Raw genomic sequence first — 18,118 nt, forward strand, 5'->3', positions numbered from 1 at the left:
CGTGGGGCCGTGGGCCGAGGGATCTGTCGCCGTCGGGCCCGGTCCGGCCGCACGCCCTCGCGCGCCGCGCCCGTCACTCCGTGGCGTCGGGACCCGCGCCCCGCAGGCGGTCCATCTCGCGCCGGTCCCGCTTCGTCGGCCGCCCCGCGCCCCGGTCCCGTACCGGAACCTGGATCGCGGCCTCGCGCGGCGGCGGGGGCGGGCTGTTGTCGACGAAACACTCCGCCGCCACCGGCGGGCCCACCCGCTTCTTCACGATCTTCGACACGACCACGACCCGGTCCCGGCCCGCGTGCCGCAGCCGCACCTCGTCGCCGACGCGCAGGGCCTGGGCCGGCTTGGCCCGTTCGCCGGCGACCTTCACATGACCCGCGCGGCAGGCGGCAGCAGCCTGCGCGCGGGTCTTCGTGAGCCGGACCGACCAGATCCAGACATCGACCCGAACGCTGCCTGCCGCCTGCGGCGCCTCACCGGAAACCATGGGTCCGACTGTAGTGCGGCGGACCGTGATGCGGCGGACCGTGATGCGGCGGACGCCGACGGGGTCAGCCGAAGTCGCTGATCACCTCGGACATGTTGTAGCTGTACACCTCCCGCTTGCACGCCCCGCACTTGCTCGGCGCGTGCTCGCTCAGCGACCAGAGCTGCGGCGGGAAGCCGTCACCTCGCCCGTGGGCGAGGTAGAGGTCCTCGGGGCCGAACGCCGACTGCAGCGTCTTCGCGTTGCCGACGAGCCGGCTCGTTCCGTCGACCGTGCCCGGGGTGGCCTGGAGCAGTCGGCCGTTGTCGTAGGCGTTGCTGCGGTGGAAGTACCACTTGCCCTCGTACCGCATCGCACCCTGCATCTTGTGCCACAGGTCCTCGTTGCCGAACGTGGCCCCGGTGGGCAGTCCGTAGGCCTCGTCGGCACCGGCGGCCGTCCCGGACGCGCCCTCGACCGCGGCGGTCAGCGCGCTCATCGGATAGGTGCCGACCCGCCCGGGGCTGCTGCCCCCGTTGTTCGTGTTGCAGTACTCGCCGAGGATCATGTGGTCGGTCCCGGTGCGGTCCAGCGAGATGTACGACGCCTTCGGCCGGCCGGTCGCGTAGCACTGGTTCCCGCTGGTCGTGCCGCTGTTCTTCGCCGTGCTGAACTTCAGCGTGGCGACCTGCGGCATGACGTAGCGGTAGCCGTATCCGTACCAGACGTTGCTCTGCCGCCCGATCCGCTTCTTGTCCTGGACGTCGCTGACCAGTCCGTCCGGCGTCGGGTCGTTGACGGCCGCGTCGTTGTCCGGGTTGAGGTCCATGATCTTGCGGAGGTCGAAGACCCGCATGCCGTTGGCGGTGTCGGCGACGTACAGGTAGTTGCCGTACCAGACCATGCCGCCCGCGTGGATGCCGTTCTGCGCGGCGCAGCCCGTGACGACGACCGGGTTGCACCGGCCCTCACGGGCGTGGAGGGCGTCGAAGGAGATGTGGTCCATGGAGTTCATGTACGGCCACACCAGGAGCACATGGCGGTACATCTTGGTCGCCTGGTTGAAGAAGGTGACCCGGATGCCCTTCTCGTTGCACGCGTCCGACGCGGAACTCTCCAGACAGTCGTCGCGCCCCGCGATGTAGTCGCTGCGGCCCGGGTTCACCGCGTCGTAGCCGCCCACCGCGATCGGCTCGGCGTTCGACGTACCCCAGTCCTCGTCCTCCTGGGCGTCCGAGACACCCGAGATGGCCTGCGGCACCCACTCCGAGGAGGTGGCGTCGTCGTCCTTCCAGCAGACGCGGTGGCTGACGGTCAGGTCGGGGCCGTAGATGCCGGCGGTGCCGCAGTCGGCGGCCGGCCGGTTGGCCTGGTCCAGCAGTTCCGTGAGGCCCTGCTTGGGCAGTCCCGCGTCCAGCTTCGTGACGAGCCCGGACAGGTCCGTGCCCTTGACCAGCCTGAAGTCGGCCGGGCGGCCCGGCACCGGGGCGGCCGCCGCGGCACTCCTGCTCGCGCCGGCCGTCGCGGTCCCGGCCAAGTCGTCCTGTTCGCCCTCGGGTTCGTCCTCGAAGCCGTCGTCCGGCATGCCCTCGTGGTCCGGTACGGGGTCGTCCGCGACCGGGACCGACGCCGGTCCGGCCGCGGGGACGGCGCTCGCTCCGGCAACGGGCGCGAGGCCGGAAAGCATCGCCCCGGCCGCCACCGCACAGGCCGCAAGACGTATGCGGCGGGATGGGTTCCTCATATGAGAGCCCTTCTTGTCACACCTGCGAATAACGGAAACGGTGCCCCTGACTGTTTGTCAGGCGCACCGGCCGCACACGCTAGCAACACGAAGGGGCACCTCGGAGGCTTATGTGAACGACTTACCGTCGACATCCATGAGGTCCGCACAGTCCGGTCACAGGACTCGGTACGGGATCGGTTGCAGCTCAGTTGCCCCACGGGCGGGCCGCACCGACGAAGGGCCGGATCCGGCCGCTAACCTTACGTATCCGCCCTGGCCAGGGATCATTTCCCGCAGTACGGACATACATCGCACCCAACTCACGCGAAAGGCCTCGCCCATGGGCATTCGGAGCTTGCTGCGCAAGGTGTTCGGCCGTGACCGCACGGAGCAGGACGAGCCGACCACGGCCACGGTCCCGGCCCAGGGCGAGCGCACCCTGGCCCCCGAGTCGGAGTCGGTGACGGTGGACGAGCCGGCGGCCGAGCCCGCCCCGGCCGTCAAGGTGTCGGTGCCGGCCCCGGCCTCTTCGGAGTCGGCCCCGACCAGCCGCTCCCGGTCCACGAAGGACGAGAGCGGAGCGGCGGCGGACCTGGTGGCCGCCGCCTTCGACAAGGCCGCCGCGCCCACCCCCAAGACCACTCCCACGGTTCCGTCACAGGGGTCGTCCCGAACGAAGGCCGCGGAGGCCGAGAAGGCCGAGAAGGCCGAGAAGCCGACGGAGGCTGTCGCGCCGGCGGAGGCCGAAAAGGCCGAGAAGCCGGCGAAGGCTGTCGCGCCGGCGGAGGCCGAAAAGGCCGAGAAGCCGGCGAAGGCTGTCGCGCCGGCGGCGTCGCCTGCTCCGGAGGTCGAAGCGGAGCCCGTGGCCGAGCCCGAGGCCGTGGTTCCGGAGCCCGTGGCCGAACCCGGGACCGTGAGCCCGGAGCCCGTGGAGACGCCCGCCGAGGCCCCTGCCGCAGCAGCCGCACCCGAGCCGGTCGCCGCAGCGGTCGCCGAGCCCGAGCCGGTCGTCGCCGAGCCCGAACCGGTCGCCGCCACGGTCGCCGAGCCCGAGCCGGTCGCCGCTGCCGCCGCGGTCGCCGAGCCCGAGCCGATCACCATCGAGATGGACCCGGAGCCCGCACCGGAACCGGCGTCCGAGCCCGTGGCCGAGGCGGCCCCCGCCCCCGCCGGCAAGCCCGCGCTCACTCTCGCCAAGGTCAAGTCCCGCGCGCCCGAGCTCGTGGGGCCGTACAAGGCCGCCCAGGCCGGGCTGAAGGCGCACGGGCTCACCGGTCTGCGCGCCACCGTCTATCTGGTCCTGGACCGCTCCGGCTCCATGCGGCCGTTCTACAAGGACGGCAGCGCCCAGCACCTGGGCGACCGCACGCTCGCTCTCGCCGCACACCTCGACGAGAGCGCCACCGTCCAGGTGGTCTTCTTCTCGACCGACATCGACGGCACCGGCACGGTCGGACTGGACGGTCATGAGGGCCGCATCGACGAGTTGAACGCGGGTCTCGGACGGCTCGGCCGGACGAACTACCACCGCGCCGTCGAGGAGGTCGTCGCGCACTACGAGAAGTCCGGGACCACCGGACCGGCGCTGGTGATCTTCCAGACGGACGGTCCGCCGGACGTCAAGCAGGCCGCCCGCCAGGCGCTGACGGACGCGGCACGGCTGCCGCTGTTCTTCCAGTTCGTCGCGTTCGGCGACGAGGACGCGAAGGGCTTCGACTTCCTGCGGAAACTGGACGCCCCGAACGCCGGCTTCTTCCACGCGGGCCCCGCCCCTCGCGAGGTCGCGGACGCCGTCTTCTACCGCGAGGCGCTCGCCGCGCTGCCCGCCTGGGTCGCCGCCGGCGCCTGATCCACCGGCAGGCGTACGGTCACGGCGAGCCCGCCCTCCGGGCCCGGCACCGCCGTGACCGTACCGCCGTGCGCCATGGCAATAGAACGTACGATCGAAAGCCCGAGTCCCGAACCCGCTCCCATCCGGTCCCTGCCCTCACCGCGCCGGAACGGCTCGAACAGACCGGCCACGTCGGCCGCCTCCACCACCGGACCGGTGTTGCGCACCTCCAGCAGCGCCCCCGTGCCCGCCGGCACCAGGGACACCCCCACGCTCCCGCCGGGCACGTTGTACGTCACCGCGTTGGCCAGCAGATTGGCCACCAGCTGGGCCAGCAGCAACCGGTTCCCGCGCACCGCACAGCGCTCGGCGTCGACCACCACCCCCGGATACCGGTCGGCCTCCTCCACCACTACATGGGCCAGGTCCACCGTCTCCCGCTCGCTGTGCTCCAGCCCGCGTTCGCTGCGCGCCAGCACCAGCAGCCCCTCGATGAGCCGCTCGCTGCGCCGGTTGTTGTCCAGCAGCGTCTGCCGGGTCCGTACGAGATCGTCCGGCGTCGGGTCCTCGAGACCCACCTGGATCGCCACCCGCTGCGTGGCCAGCGGGGTGCGCAGCTCGTGCGAGGCGTTGGCGATGAACCGGCGCTGGCTGTCGAACGCCTTCTCCAGCCGGGCGAGCAGCGCGTCCAGCGTGTCGCCCAGCTCCTTCAGCTCGTCGTCGGGCCCGCTGGAGGCGATCCGTTCGTGCAGCGTGTGCGCGGAGAGCCGGCGCGCCTTGGCGGTCATCGCGTGGACAGGGCGCAGAAGCCGCCCTGCGGTCCACCACCCCACGCCCACGGCACACGCCGTCATGACGAGCAGGGCGGCCACGGACCAGTTGAGCAGCTGGTCCCCGGCGGCGTCGCTGACGTGGTCGGTGAGGTCGTAGACGGTCGGCGGCCCCAGAGTGCGCCGGGTGACGAGGGGGCCGTTGACCGCGTAACCGGGCTGGACGACCACGGCGGTCCGGGCGATGGCGCGGGCCTGCGAGTCGGTACCGGCCCGGGCGGCGAGGTTGACCGTGGCCAGCAGAGCCGTACCGAGCACCAGGAACACGCCGCCGTACACGAGCGCGATCCTGGTCCTGATCGTGGCGTGCGGCACCCGGGCAGGGCGCCTCACAGGGCGTACCCCACACCCTGCACGGTGCGGATGACGGCGGGCTCGCCGAGCTTTCCGCGCAGCTTGCTCATGCAGACGCGCACGGCTCCGGTGAAGGGGTCGGCGTGGGCGTCCCAGGCCCGCTCCAGGAGCTCCTCGGCGCTGACCGTGCCGCCGTCGGCCTCCAGCAGCAGCTGGAGCACGGTGAACTCCTTCGGCGAGAGATCCAGCTCCCGGCCGTCCCGGACCGCCCTGCGGCGCACGGTGTCGAGCCGGATGCCGTGACGCACCAGCTCCGGGGGGACGGGGCGGGCGCTGCGGCGGCGCAGGGCGCGGACCCGCGACACGAGCTCGGGGAACTCGAACGGCTTGCCCAGGTAGTCGTCGGCACCCAGGTCCAGCCCGGCGACGCGGTCCTCCATGGACCCGGCCGCCGTCAGCATCAGGATCCTGGTCCGGGAGCCGGAGGCGACCAGGCCGCGGGCCACGTCGTCGCCGTGCACCCGGGGCAGATCGCGGTCCAGGACGACGACGTCGTAGTCGTGCAGCCCCAGGTAGGCCTGGGCGGCGTCGCCGCTGTAGACCGTGTCGACGGCGAATCCGGCCCGCCGCAGCCCCGTGGCGACGAGCTCCGCCAGAATCTCCTCGTCCTCGGCGACCAGTACCCGCATCGTGATGTCCCCTGCCTCGTGCACGCCTGTCCACTCCCTCCCAGGATGCGTCTTTGCTACCGGAAGGCATGTTTCGCAAAGGTCTCCGCGCCCCGGCGGGTTTTATCGGTGTGAGTGGATCTCCCACGGGCCGTTAGGATTTCGGCCATGGCGGCCACTGGATCCGAGAAGCAGGCGGCGACGGCGTTCTACGTCTCGACCCCCATTTACTACGTCAACGACGCTCCTCACCTGGGCCACGCCTACACGACCGTCGCAGGCGACGTGCTCACCCGCTGGCACCGCCAGCGCGGCGAGAAGGTGTGGTACCTCACCGGCACGGACGAGCACGGTCAGAAGATCATGCGTACGGCCGAGGCGAACAACGTCACGCCCCAGGCGTGGTGCGACAAGCTCGTCGAGGAGGCCTGGAAGCCCCTCTGGGAGCACCTGAACATCGCGAACGACGACTTCATCCGTACGACGGAGAAGCGGCACACCGACCGTGTGCAGGAGTTCGTGCAGGACCTGTACGACAAGGACGAGATCTACAAGGGCGGCTACGAGGGCCCGTACTGCGTGGGCTGCGAGGAGTACAAGCTCCCCGGCGACCTCATCGAGGACGAGGCCGGCGTCAAGCTGTGCCCGATCCACAAGAAGCCGGTGGAGATCCTCAAGGAGGAGAACTACTTCTTCAAGCTGAGCGAGTACGGCCCGAAGCTGCTGGAGTTCTACGCGGCCAACCCGGGCTTCATCCAGCCCGAGTCCGCGCGCAACGAAGTCGTGAACTTCGTGAAGCAGGGGCTCCAGGACCTCTCGATCTCCCGCTCGACCTTCGACTGGGGCGTCCCGGTGCCGTGGGACGACAAGCACGTCATCTACGTGTGGGTCGACGCGCTGCTGAATTACGCGACGGCGGTCGGCTACGGCGCCAACCAGGAGAAGTTCGACGGTACGTTCCCGGCGAACGTGCACCTGGTCGGCAAGGACATCCTGCGCTTCCACGCGGTGATCTGGCCGGCGATGCTGATGGCGCAGGGGCTTCCGCTGCCGGGCCGCGTCGCGGCCAACGGCTGGCTGATGGTCGGCGGCGAGAAGATGTCCAAGTCGAACCTGACGGGCATCAAGCCGCAGGACCTGACCTCGCACTTCGGCGTGGACGCCTACCGCTGGTACTTCCTGCGGGCCATCGCCTTCGGCAGCGACGGCTCGTTCTCCTGGGAGGACTTCACCGCCCGCTACACCTCCGAGCTCGCCAACGACTACGGCAACCTGGCCTCGCGCCTCGCGGCCATGGTCGGCAAGTACTACGGCGGCGCGCTCCCCGAGGCCACGGCCGTCGGAGAGGCCGAGCAGGCGGTCCACGAGGGGCTGGCCAAGGCTGTCGCCACGGCCGACCTGAAGATCGGCGAGGAGCTGGACTTCCAGGCAGGCATCCTGGCGGTCTTCGACTTCGTGAAGCAGGTCAACGGCTACATCACGGGGCAGGAACCGTGGAAGGTCGCCAAGGACGAGTCGCCGGAGGGCAAGGCCCGCCTCGCCACGATCCTGTACACGGCCGCCGAGGCGCTGCGCGGTGTCGCGGTCCTGCTGAACCCCATCATGCCGGACACCTCGCAGAAGCTGTGGGAGTCCCTGGGCGCCGAGGAGTCCCTGGGCGCGCTGTCCGACCAGCACGTGCAGGACGCGGGCACGTGGGGCCTGCTGCCGGCCGGCGCGACGGTGACGAAGGGCGCGGTGCTGTTCCCGCGCCTGGAGGAGAAGCCGTAGGCCCCTTCGGGGCCGGGTCTTCGTGTGTCGGTTGACCCGGTCCGGGGTCGGGGGTTCCGTCCTCAAGCGCCGGACGGGCTTGGGTTGGGCGCCGAGCCCCGCGGGGTGCGCCTTCACCCGGTGGATGGGGGTCCGGGGCCCCTCCGGGGCGTCTCCTCGAACGACGAACGTTTCCAGTACCACGCAGCGGACCCCGGTATCCGTTCGTCGTCCTGCGGGGACGCCCCTGCACGCCCCCGGGCCCGGCCGGAGTGCGCCCGCGCCCCCGGTTCTTCCACCAGTGGTGCCACCGGGGCGCGGGCGCACGACGGCGTCGGGTGGGGCCGTGCAGGGGCGTCCCCGCAGGAAAATGGCGTACTACCCGGCCCCCGCAACAGCGTACGTTGCCACGCCAGTTTCTGAGGAGACGCCCCGGAGGGGCCCCGCCCCCACCCACAAGCGCACCCCACAAGGAACCCGCACCGAACCAAGCCCGTCCGGCGCTTGAGGACGGAACCCCGCGCCCCGGACCGGGGGCACCCCACACCAAGGCCCCGGCCCCACAGGGGCCTCAGCGGCTCAGCGACACCGCGTCCCCCATCACGATGACCGGCTCCATCGCCGGGTCGAGGATGCCCAGCAGTTCCTTCATCCGGTCCTCGGTGACCGACACGCAGCCCTGGGTGGGGCCGCCGTGGTCGACGTGGATCCAGATGCCGCCGCCGCGTTCCTCGCCGAGGGGGCGGGTGTGGTCCAGCGGGGACGTGCCCGGGACGCGGTTGTAGTCGATGGCGACGACGTAGTCGAAGGAGCCCTCCAGCGGCTCCCCGTGGAACCCCTCGCCCTCCACCTCGAAGTCCGGGCTCAGGTCGTACGGGAAGGCGGTGTCCGGGGGTTCGAGGCGGCCGCCCGCCGAGGTCAGGGTGAAGACGCCGACGGGTGAGCGCAGATCGCCCTCGTAGTGCTCGGCCGTCCAGCCGTTCAGGGCGTTGTGGGCCGGCCAGGGGGCCAGGGCCGCCCGCCAGTCCGCGGCGGGCCCGGCCCGGGTCCAGAGCACGGCCGTGGAGCGGTTGGAGTCCGGTGACTGGCCGGTGACCACGAACGCCTGGCGGGCCCCGGCCGGGATCTGCGCCCGGGTCTGCGGCCCCAGCCCGGAGATCTCCCGCGGCGGGGCGGGGGGCTGTGTGGGCGGTACGGCGGGCCGGGGCCGCGCGGGGGCACCGGCGGCCCCGGGAGGTCCCGGTACGCCGGTGGCACCCGCCGCCTTGGTGAGGGCACCGTTCCCGTCCATCCCGGCGAGGGGGCCCGCCCCGCACCCGGCCAGCAGCAGCAGGAGGGCGGCGCAGACGACGTACGGGAGGCGCAGCGGAACGCGCGAACGGGGCACGGGCACGGAGGGCTCCTCAGCGGTAGGTGGCCGGGCGCGGGGCTCTGCGGACAACGGGCCGGGGTCCGCACTGCACCGAGGTCGGCCCAGGCAGTCTTTGCCGCAGTCGCGGGCCGCCAATCCGGCGCGGGGGCCATCCGGGTCTCACCGTTCGGGTGATTCGTGTACTTGTATGCGTGCAGCCATGTGTCCGGGGGGGCAGCACGCGAGGCCTCGCCACGCGTTCCCGTGCGGCCGGACCCGGACGTGAAACAGCCCCCGGCAGAAGTGCCAGGGGCTGTTTCACGTGAAACCCGGTGAGTGCGCCGGTGAGCGCGGCGGGCTACTTCTCGGAGGCGTCCTTCGAGGCGGCGTCCTTCGAGGACGCGACCGGCTTGCGGAGCTGGATGTTCAGCTCGCGCAGCCGCGTCTCGTCCAGCTCGCTCGGGGCGCCCATCATCAGGTCCTGGGCGTTGCCGTTGAGCGGGAAGGCGATCGTCTCCCGGATGTTGGGCTCGTCGGCCAGCAGCATCACGATGCGGTCGACGCCGGGGGCGATGCCGCCGTGCGGCGGGGCGCCGAGGCGGAACGCGCGCAGCATGCCCGCGAACTCCCGCTCGACGGTCTCCGCCTCGTAGCCGGCGATCTCGAAGGCCTTCAGCATGACCTCGGGCTCGTGGTTACGGATGGCGCCCGAGGACAGCTCGATGCCGTTGCAGACGATGTCGTACTGCCACGCCAGGATGTCGAGCGGGTCCTTCTCCTCCAGGTCCTTCATGCCGCCCTGGGGCATGGAGAACGGGTTGTGCGAGAAGTCGATCTTGCCGGTGTCCTCGTCCTTCTCGTACATCGGGAAGTCGACAATCCAGCAGAAGCGGAAGACGCCCTCCTCGAAGTGGCCGGCGCGCTTGGCGGCCTCGACGCGGACGACGGACATGATCTTGGAGACCTCGTCGAACTCGCCCGCACCGAAGAAGACGGCGTGGCCGGGGACGAGGGACAGGCGCTCGGTGAGGGTCTTGACGTCCGTCTCGGTGAGGAACTTGGCGATCGGTCCCGCCAGGGTGCCGTCCTCGCCGACGCGGACCCAGGCGAGGCCCTTGGCGCCGTGCTCGACCGCGTACGCACCGAGGCCGTCGAAGAACTTCCGCGACTGGCCCGCGGTGTCCGGCACCGGGAGGGCACGGACGTGCTTGCCGGCGAAGGCCTTGAACTCCGAGTCCGCGAAGATGTCGGAGATGTCGACGAGCTCCAGCTGGGCCCGCAGGTCCGGCTTGTCGTTGCCGTACTTCAGCATCGACTCGCGGAAGGGGATGCGCGGGAACGGCGAGGTCACGTGGCGGCCGTTGCCGAACTCCTCGAAGAGCTCGGTCATGAGCTTCTCGATCGGCTGGAAGACGTCCTCCTGCTCGACGAACGACATCTCGACGTCGAGCTGGTAGAACTCGCCCGGCGAACGGTCGGCGCGTGCGTCCTCGTCGCGGAAGCAGGGCGCGATCTGGAAGTAGCGGTCGAAGCCGGAGATCATCAGCAGCTGCTTGAACTGCTGCGGCGCCTGCGGAAGAGCGTAGAACTTGCCCGGGTTCAGGCGGGACGGGACCACGAAGTCGCGGGCGCCCTCGGGGGACGTCGCGGCGAGGATCGGGGTCGCCATCTCGTTGAAGCCGAGGGCCACCATCTTGGAGCGGATGGCGGCGATGACGGACGAGCGCAGCATGATGTTGCGGTGCATGCGCTCGCGACGCAGGTCGAGGAAGCGGTACTCCAGGCGCCGCTCCTCGTTGACCCCGTCCTCGGCGTTGATCGTGAAGGGCAGCGGGGCGGCCTGGCCGAGCACCTCGACCTCGGTGACCTCGATCTCGATCTCGCCGGTCGGCAGTTCCGGGTTGACGTTGTCGGCGCCACGGGCGGAGACCTTGCCGTCGATCCGTACGACGGTCTCCTTGGTCAGCTTCGCCAGGGCGTCGTTGCCGGGGGTACCGGGACGTGCGACGAGCTGCACCAGACCGTAGTGGTCGCGCAGATCGATGAAGAGGATGCCACCCAGGTCTCGGCGATTGTGCAGCCAGCCGCTCAGCCGGACGTCGGTGCCGACGTCAGAGGCGCGGAGCTCGCCGCAGGTGTGGGACCTGTACCGATGCATCGTCGTTCATCCAGTCTTCGCGGTTGGGGGATGATTCAGCCACCCCAGGCTACCGCCCGCGACCGGACCGTTTCATTGTCATTGTCCGCTCCAAGATCGTCGGTGGGCCGTTGGCGCTGCCCCGTACACACATGCCGGTTTAAAGTGGGGCAATGCGCACCGAGGAAGTTCTGGCCGCGACCGCGACCGGCCTTTGGCGCTGGGACAACGGAGCCGGGACGGTCACGCTCGACGCGGAAGCGGCCCGGCTGCTGGAGCTGCCCGCCGAACACGGCGTCTTCCGTGAGTCGCAGGTGCGCTCCCGCTTCCACCCGGTCGACTGGAACGAGATCTACGGGGTGGTGAACCTCGCCGTCGCCGAAGGCACCCTCGCCGAGGCCCGGCTGCGGATCGTGGACGCGCGCGGCCGGGTGCTGCGGACGGTCCGGAGCCGGTCCAAGCCGCTCCTGGCCGAGACGGGCTCCGAGGCGGACTACGTGCTGGTCGGCACGCTTCAGGAGGTCGCCGAACCGCAGCCCGGCACCACGGGGGCGCACACCCCGATCACCGGTGACTGGCGGCGTTCCCGGGAGGCCTTCCTGCTGGACGCGGGGCGGGCGCTGGCCGAGGCCCGGTCGACGGCGGAGGTACTGCGGGTGGCCTACTCGCTCTCCATGCCCGGCTTCTCGCCGGACGGCCTCGCGGTCTTCGGGGTCGAGGGCGAACGGCTGACGATCATCGGGCACCACGGGCACAACATGGGCGACGAGGGCCCGTTCAGCGACATGCCGCTGGAGACCGACTACCCGGCCGCCGAGGTGGTGCGGACGGGCCGGGCGGTCTATCTGCCGACGGCCGACGACTACCGCGACCGCTATCCGGCCACCTGGCCGCTGGCCCGGCGGTTCGGGCGCCGTTCCTGGGCCTTTCTCCCGCTGATCGTGGCGGGCCGCACGATGGGCACCTGGATGGCCGGGTTCCGGCACCCGGTCTCGTTCTCGCCGGACGAGCGGTCGGTGCTGACGACCGTGGCCCGGATGCTCGCCCAGGCCCTCGCCAGGGCCGGGGTCGCCGAGACGGAGCGGGAGCTGTCGCTCGGCCTCCAGCGCTCGATGATGCCGTCCCTGGGGCCCGACATCCCGGGGATGACGGTGGCCGCCCGCTACGTCCCGACCGGGGGCGGCCTCCAGGTCGGCGGCGACTGGTACGACATGATCCCGCTCCCCAGCGGCCGCATCGCCCTCGTCATCGGCGACGTCCAGGGGCACGACGTGCGGGCCGCGGGGCTGATGGGCCAGTTGCGGATCGCCCTTCGCGCGTACGCCTCCGAGGGGCACCCCCCGGACGCGGTGCTCTCGCGCGCCTCGCGCTTCCTGTCCGGGCTCACCGACGCGTACGAGGACGGCGAGCAGCCGGACGCGCGCTTCGCGACCTGCCTGTACGCGGAGGCGGATCCGGAGACCGGCACCCTCGACATCGCGCGGGCCGGCCACCCCGACCCCGTGGTCATGACCGGCGACGGGACCGCGGTCATCCGCCGCACCGAGGGCGGCCTGCCGCTCGGCGTGGAGGCGGACGCCGACTATCCGGCGACCCGCATCACGCTGGAGGCCGGAGAAACGATCATGCTGTGCACGGACGGGCTGATCGAGACCGGCGGGCACGACCTGGCCACCGGCTGGGTCCGGCTCCGGCCGATCCTGGAGCGGCACAACGGCGATCTGGAGAAGCTCGCGGACGAGCTCGTGCAGGCCGTGCACGGGCCGGCCTCGCACTACACGACCGGACCGCTCGCCGACCGGCGCGAGGACGACATAGCGGTCCTGCTGCTGCGGCGCGAGGTCTCCACGACGCACCCGGCCGGGCCCCGGCGGACCGCGCTGACCATCGCGCAGGCCGAGCCGGAGCGGATCGCCGCGGCCCGGACGCTGCTGCGGGAGCTGCTGCACGACTGGGCGGATGCGGAGCAGGTCGACTCGGCGGTGCTGATGGTCTCCGAGATGGCCACGAACGTGCTGGTCCACACGGACGGCGACGCTCTGATGGTCGCGCAGGCGAGTGGGGAGCTCGGCGAGCGGCGGCTGCGGGTGGAGGTGTCCGACGGCAGCGACGAGCTGCCGCACAAGCGGCGGCCCGGCGAGATGGCTTCCAGCGGCCGGGGCCTGGTGCTGATGGAGATGCTCGCCGACGCGTGGGGGGTGGATCCGCGGGGCGCGGGGAAGTCGATCTGGTTCGAGCTGTACGAGTCGGTGGACCCGGCGGAGCCGTAGGCCCCTGCGAGGACGTACTACGGTGACGGCTCCCCGGGCGGTGCGGCGGGTGCCTGTGGGGCGCTCGGGGCCGCCTTGCGCAGCTCGCCCAGGATGCCGAAGGCCGCCGCGCACAGCGGGACCGCGAGCAGCATCCCGAGGATTCCCGCCACGCTCGCGCCCGCCGTCAGCGCGATCAGGATCATGGCGGGATGCATCTGGACCGTACGGCTCTGGATCATCGGCTGGAGGACATGACCCTCCAGCACCTGAACGGCGACGACGACCCCGAGCACCCAGAGCGCGATCACCACCCCCCGGTCCGCGAGCGCCACCAGAACCGCGACGGCGCCGGAGATGAAGGCACCGAGGTAAGGGATGTAGGCGCCGACCAGGACCAGCGCGCCCAGCCCCACCGCGCCGGGCACGCCCAGGATCAGCAGACCGATCGTGATGCAGACCGCGTCGATCAGGGCGATGAGCGTCGTCCCGCGCATGAAGCCCTCGACGGCCTCGAAGGCGCGCCTGCCCATCGCCTCGACGAGGTCGCCCTGGCCGCGGGGGGCGATGGAGTGCGCGAGTCCCGCGGCCCGGTCGGAGTCGCGCAGGAAGAAGAAGGTCAGCAGCAGGGCCAGGACGCTGGTGGCGACGAGGGAGCCGATCAGGCTGATTCCGGAGAGGAGCCCGCCCGCGGCGCTCGCGCCGAACTTCTCCACCAGGGTCTTCGCGTTGGCCGCGAGGTCGTCCACGTCCGTGCCGTCCTCGATCCCGAAGTGATCGATGACCCACTGAACGGTGTCCTTCAGTGACTGGACGATCTGGGAGCCCGTGTCGACGAGCGCGGTGACGACGATGTAGCCCGCGCCGCCGACCACGGCGACGAGCACGGCGCAGGTGACCCCTGCGGCCACCGAACGGTTCACCCCGTGGGCGGTCATGCGGCGGTGGACCGGCCCGAGCAGCGCCGTACCGAGCAGCGCGAGCAGGACCGGCGTGACCGCCGTCTTGAGAGCGCCGCAGAGCCAGACGCCGACCGCGGCCACGCCGACGACCAGCAGGACGACACCGCACCACGCGGCCGTACGCCGGGCGGCATCGGGCAGGAGGGGCTTGTGGGTCTGCACCCTCCCACCCGATCACGCCGCAGGAGCGGTGTCCCGCCCGTGCCGCCGTACGAGTGATGCACCGTCATACGGCGGCTGCGCGGCTCACATCCCGTGGACGGCGGGCACGGTGCCGAGGCGGCCGGCCTGGAAGTCCTCGAAAGCCTGCTTGAGTTCGGCCTGGCTGTTCATCACGAACGGCCCGTAGTGCGCCATCGGCTCCCGGATGGGACGGCCACCGAGCAGCACGACCTCCAGGTCCGGGGTGTTGCCGTCCTGCGTCTCGTCCGCGCGGACGGTCAGCGAGGAGCCGGCGCCGAACACGGCGGTCTGGCCCTTGTGGACGGGGCGGCGCTCCTCACCGACGGAGCCGCGGCCGGCGAGCACGTACGCGAGACCGTTGAAGTCCTCGCGCCACGGCAGCGTCACCTCGGCGCCGGGGCGCACGGTGGCGTGGATCATCGTGATGGGGGTGTGGGTGATGCCCGGGCCCTCGTGGCCGTCGAGCTCGCCCGCGATCACCCTCAGCAGCGCGCCGCCGTCCGGCGAGGTGAGCAGCTGGACCTGGCCGCCGCGGATGTCCTGGTAGCGCGGGGCCATCATCTTGTCGGCCTTGGGCAGGTTCACCCAGAGCTGGAGGCCGTGGAACAGACCGCCCGACATGACGAGCGACTCCGGCGGCGCCTCGATGTGCAGCAGCCCGGAGCCGGCGGTCATCCACTGGGTGTCGCCGTTCTGGATGGTGCCGCCGCCCCCGTTGGAGTCCTGGTGGACGAAGGTGCCGTCGATCAGGTAGGTCACGGTCTCGAAGCCGCGGTGCGGGTGCCACGGAGTGCCCTTCGGCTCTCCGGCGGCGTACTCCACCTCACCCATCTGGTCCATCATGATGAACGGGTCGAGGTGCCGGTAGTTGATCCCCGCGAAGGCGCGGCGGACCGGGAAGCCCTCGCCCTCGAACCCCGTCGGCGCCGTGGTCACGGTGAGTACGGGACGGGCCGTGGCGTCGCCGGCGGCGGCGACCTTGGGCAGGGTCAGCGGGTTTTCGACGGTCACTGCGGGCATTCGAGCCACCTCCGGGGGACTGTTCTGGAACCAATTTAGTTGAATGGTGAACATCCTGCAAGGTGGCATCCATTCCCGCGCCTGCCGGGGCAGCACAAAGGGGTCCGTACCGCCGAGCGGTACGGACCCCTTTCCGGAGGCGGCCTGCGGTCAGCCGTACATGCGGCGCATCGCGAAGTCGACCATCTGCTCCACGGCCTTGGCGTCGAAGACCATGCGGTGCTCGCCCTCCATGTCCAGGACGAAGCCGTAGCCCGTGGGCAGCAGGTCGATCACCTCGGCGCCGGTGATCACGAAGTACTTGGACTCCTTGCCCGCGTAGAGCCTCAGCTCCTTGAGCGTGGTGAACATCGGGATCACGGGCTGCTGGGTGTTGTGCAGCGCGAGAAAGCCCGGGTTGTCGCCGCGCGGGCAGTAGACCTTCGACGTCGCGAAGATCTGCTGGAAGTCCTCGGCGGACAGCGAGCCGGTCGTGAAGGCCCGTACCGCGTCGCCCAGCGAGGGCGGCGAGGGTTCGGGATACAGCGGCTGCTCGCCGTAGCCGCCACCCATCGGCTGCTGTGCGCCCTGGTTCTGGTCGTAGCCGTACATGGGACAAAGAGTAATCGGACACATCTACCCCTTGAGGGGTTGCGTCTTATTACTGACGGGTAGCATCATCGTAGAGGTCAGCTGATACGTCCGGGCCACCCCTCCACGGGGCGCTGCGCGCCACTGCTATTGATTACGGAGCCTTCCCATGGGGCACTACAAGTCGAATCTCCGCGACATCGAGTTCAACCTCTTCGAGGTACTCGGGCGCGACAAGCTGTACGGCACCGGACCGTTCGCGGAGATGGACGTCGACACCGCGAAGAGCATCCTCGACGAGGTCGCCCGTCTCGCGGAGAACGAGCTCGCCGACTCCTACGCCGACGCCGACCGCAACCCGCCGGTCTTCGACCCCGAGACCAACACCGCGCCGGTCCCGGCCTCGTTCAAGAAGTCGTACCAGGCCTTCATGGACTCCGAGTACTGGCGCCTGGGCCTGCCCGAGGAGATCGGCGGCACCACCTCGCCGCGCTCACTGATCTGGGGCTACGCGGAGCTGCTGCTCGGCGCCAACCCGGCCGTGTGGATGTACTCCTCCGGCCCGGCGTTCGCCGGCATCCTCTTCGACGAGGGCAACGAGGCGCAGAAGAAGATCGCCGAGATCGCCGTCGAGAAGCAGTGGGGCTCGACGATGGTGCTGACCGAGCCGGACGCCGGCTCCGACGTCGGCGCGGGCCGCACGAAGGCCGTCGAGCAGGAGGACGGCTCCTGGCACATCGAGGGCGTGAAGCGCTTCATCACCTCGGGCGAGCACGACATGTCCGAGAACATCCTTCACTACGTGCTGGCCCGCCCCGAGGGCGCCGGACCCGGCACCAAGGGCCTCTCGCTCTTCATGGTCCCGAAGTTCCACTTCGACTGGACCACCGGTGAGCTGGCCGAGCGCAACGGCGTGTACGCGACCAACGTCGAGCACAAGATGGGCCTCAAGGCCTCCAACACCTGCGAGATGACGTTCGGCGACCAGCACCCCGCCAAGGGCTGGCTGGTCGGCGACAAGCACGACGGCATCCGCCAGATGTTCCGCATCATCGAGTTCGCCCGCATGATGGTCGGCACGAAGGCCATCGCGACGCTCTCCACGGGCTACCTCAACGCGCTGGAGTACGCCAAGGAGCGCGTCCAGGGCACCGACCTGTCGCAGTTCATGGACAAGACGGCCCCCAAGGTCACCATCACGCACCACCCCGACGTCCGCCGCTCGCTCATGACGCAGAAGGCGTACGCCGAGGGCATGCGCTCCCTCGTGCTGTACACCGCCTCCGTCCAGGACGCGATCCAGGAGAAGGAGGCCGCGGGCGAGGACGCGAAGGCGCTCAACGGCCTCAACGACCTGCTGCTCCCGATCGTGAAGGGCTACGGCTCCGAGAAGTCGTACGAGCAGCTGGCGCAGTCGCTCCAGACGTTCGGCGGCTCCGGGTACCTCCAGGAGTACCCGATCGAGCAGTACATCCGTGACGCCAAGATCGACACGCTGTACGAGGGCACGACGGCCATCCAGGGCCAGGACTTCTTCTTCCGGAAGATCGTCCGCGACCAGGGCGCCTCGCTCAACACGCTCTCCGAGGAGATCAAGAAGTTCCTCGCGGGCGCCCAGGACAACGAGGAGCTGTCCGGCGCGCTGGACCACCTCGCGAAGGCCGCCGTGGACCTGGAGGCGATCGTCGGCACGATGATCACCGACCTCACCGCGACCGGCGAGGACGTCAAGAACATCTACAAGGTCGGCCTCAACTCGACCCGCCTGCTGCTGGCCTCCGGCGACGTCGTCGTCGGCTACCTGCTGCTGAAGGGCGCGGCCGTGGCCGCCGAGAAGCTGCGAGACGCCTCCCCGAAGGACGTCGCCTTCTACCAGGGCAAGATCGCCGCCGCGAAGTTCTTCGCCGCGAACGTCCTGCCGGGCGTCGGCGCCGAGCGCGCGCTCGCCGAGGCCGTCGACAACTCCCTGATGGAGCTGGACGAGGCCGCGTTCTAGGGGCTGTCGTCACACTCCCGCCGTCGGCCGCAGGCGGGAGTTCGACAGGGGCCCCCAGGGGCTCCTGTCGCCGAGATCGTCACTCCGCACCG

At 70.7% G+C, this 18,118-nt stretch carries 13 protein-coding genes; 4 read left to right on the forward strand and 9 right to left on the reverse strand.

The annotated features are described in order from the left end of the window. Window positions 1–73: 73 nt before the first annotated feature. Window positions 74–481, reverse strand: a complete 408-nt coding sequence (locus tag ABZ434_RS14785; protein WP_359135538.1) for a S4 domain-containing protein — start codon at window positions 479–481, stop codon at window positions 74–76. 64 nt (window positions 482–545) lie between these two features. Next, window positions 546–2,204 carry a hypothetical protein gene (locus ABZ434_RS14790; RefSeq protein WP_359135540.1) on the reverse strand — a complete coding sequence of 553 codons (1,659 nt, stop codon included), beginning with the start codon at window positions 2,202–2,204 and terminating at the stop codon, window positions 546–548. 322 nt (window positions 2,205–2,526) lie between these two features. On the opposite strand from ABZ434_RS14790, the gene ABZ434_RS14795 reads away from it, so the two are divergent. After that, window positions 2,527–4,035 (forward strand): VWA domain-containing protein, encoded by a 1,509-nt coding sequence (locus ABZ434_RS14795; RefSeq protein ID WP_359135542.1) that lies wholly within the window; start codon window positions 2,527–2,529, stop codon window positions 4,033–4,035. Here ABZ434_RS14795 and ABZ434_RS14800 read toward each other — a convergent pair. Both ABZ434_RS14800 and ABZ434_RS14805 read right to left on the reverse strand, forming a co-directional pair. Beyond that, window positions 3,984–5,180: a HAMP domain-containing sensor histidine kinase gene (locus ABZ434_RS14800; protein WP_359135544.1), complete on the reverse strand. Its 1,197-nt coding sequence runs from the start codon at window positions 5,178–5,180 to the stop codon at window positions 3,984–3,986. The two genes, ABZ434_RS14795 and ABZ434_RS14800, sit on opposite strands and share 52 nt — an antisense overlap. Next, entirely contained in the window at window positions 5,177–5,830 is a 654-nt protein-coding gene (locus ABZ434_RS14805; RefSeq protein ID WP_359135599.1) for a response regulator transcription factor, read from the reverse strand. Before ABZ434_RS14805 ends, ABZ434_RS14800 begins: the two co-directional genes overlap by 4 nt. 147 nt (window positions 5,831–5,977) lie before the next feature. Here ABZ434_RS14805 and metG point away from each other — a divergent pair, with 147 nt between their 5' ends. After that, entirely contained in the window at window positions 5,978–7,579 is a 1,602-nt protein-coding gene (gene metG / locus ABZ434_RS14810) for a methionine--tRNA ligase (protein ID WP_359135545.1), read from the forward strand. 550 nt (window positions 7,580–8,129) lie between these two features. Here metG and ABZ434_RS14815 read toward each other — a convergent pair. Both ABZ434_RS14815 and aspS read right to left on the reverse strand, forming a co-directional pair. Continuing rightward, the gene (locus ABZ434_RS14815; RefSeq protein ID WP_359135547.1) at window positions 8,130–8,951 is read right to left on the reverse strand and encodes a L,D-transpeptidase family protein; all 822 of its coding nucleotides are present in this window, start codon (window positions 8,949–8,951) and stop codon (window positions 8,130–8,132) included. A 316-nt stretch (window positions 8,952–9,267) separates the two neighbouring features. Beyond that, on the reverse strand, window positions 9,268–11,067 hold the full coding sequence (aspS, locus tag ABZ434_RS14820) for an aspartate--tRNA ligase (protein ID WP_359135549.1): 1,800 nt from the start codon (window positions 11,065–11,067) through the stop codon (window positions 9,268–9,270). Between the two features lie 152 nt (window positions 11,068–11,219). Here aspS and ABZ434_RS14825 point away from each other — a divergent pair, with 152 nt between their 5' ends. Continuing rightward, on the forward strand, window positions 11,220–13,316 hold the full coding sequence (locus tag ABZ434_RS14825) for a SpoIIE family protein phosphatase (protein ID WP_359135551.1): 2,097 nt from the start codon (window positions 11,220–11,222) through the stop codon (window positions 13,314–13,316). A 17-nt stretch (window positions 13,317–13,333) separates the two neighbouring features. On the opposite strand, the gene ABZ434_RS14830 is transcribed toward ABZ434_RS14825, so the two are convergent. From ABZ434_RS14830 to ABZ434_RS14840, 3 genes are all read right to left on the reverse strand, one after another. Continuing rightward, the gene (locus tag ABZ434_RS14830; RefSeq protein WP_359135553.1) at window positions 13,334–14,419 is read right to left on the reverse strand and encodes an AI-2E family transporter; all 1,086 of its coding nucleotides are present in this window, start codon (window positions 14,417–14,419) and stop codon (window positions 13,334–13,336) included. 84 nt (window positions 14,420–14,503) lie between these two features. Beyond that, window positions 14,504–15,460, reverse strand: a complete 957-nt coding sequence (locus ABZ434_RS14835; protein ID WP_359135555.1) for a pirin family protein — start codon at window positions 15,458–15,460, stop codon at window positions 14,504–14,506. Between the two features lie 150 nt (window positions 15,461–15,610). After that, window positions 15,611–16,051 (reverse strand): SseB family protein, encoded by a 441-nt coding sequence (locus ABZ434_RS14840; protein ID WP_136207169.1) that lies wholly within the window; start codon window positions 16,049–16,051, stop codon window positions 15,611–15,613. A 148-nt stretch (window positions 16,052–16,199) separates the two neighbouring features. On the opposite strand from ABZ434_RS14840, the gene ABZ434_RS14845 reads away from it, so the two are divergent. After that, window positions 16,200–18,026, forward strand: coding sequence for an acyl-CoA dehydrogenase (locus ABZ434_RS14845; protein WP_359135557.1), 1,827 nt, complete (start codon window positions 16,200–16,202; stop codon window positions 18,024–18,026). The last annotated feature ends 92 nt before the right edge of the window (window positions 18,027–18,118 follow it).

Source organism: Streptomyces sp. NPDC005761 (genome assembly GCF_040630635.1).
GTDB lineage: Bacteria > Actinomycetota > Actinomycetes > Streptomycetales > Streptomycetaceae > Streptomyces.

Coding starts and splice junctions, on each gene's coding strand:
- ABZ434_RS14785 (WP_359135538.1), bottom strand. CDS start 481: ATGGTTTCCGGTGAGGCGCCGCAGGCGGCAGGCAGCGTTCGGGTCGAT.
- ABZ434_RS14790 (WP_359135540.1), bottom strand. CDS start 2,204: ATGAGGAACCCATCCCGCCGCATACGTCTTGCGGCCTGTGCGGTGGCG.
- ABZ434_RS14795 (WP_359135542.1), top strand. CDS start 2,527: ATGGGCATTCGGAGCTTGCTGCGCAAGGTGTTCGGCCGTGACCGCACG.
- ABZ434_RS14805 (WP_359135599.1), bottom strand. CDS start 5,830: ATGCGGGTACTGGTCGCCGAGGACGAGGAGATTCTGGCGGAGCTCGTC.
- metG (WP_359135545.1), top strand. CDS start 5,978: ATGGCGGCCACTGGATCCGAGAAGCAGGCGGCGACGGCGTTCTACGTC.
- aspS (WP_359135549.1), bottom strand. CDS start 11,067: ATGCATCGGTACAGGTCCCACACCTGCGGCGAGCTCCGCGCCTCTGAC.
- ABZ434_RS14825 (WP_359135551.1), top strand. CDS start 11,220: ATGCGCACCGAGGAAGTTCTGGCCGCGACCGCGACCGGCCTTTGGCGC.
- ABZ434_RS14835 (WP_359135555.1), bottom strand. CDS start 15,460: ATGCCCGCAGTGACCGTCGAAAACCCGCTGACCCTGCCCAAGGTCGCC.
- ABZ434_RS14840 (WP_136207169.1), bottom strand. CDS start 16,051: ATGTACGGCTACGACCAGAACCAGGGCGCACAGCAGCCGATGGGTGGC.
- ABZ434_RS14845 (WP_359135557.1), top strand. CDS start 16,200: ATGGGGCACTACAAGTCGAATCTCCGCGACATCGAGTTCAACCTCTTC.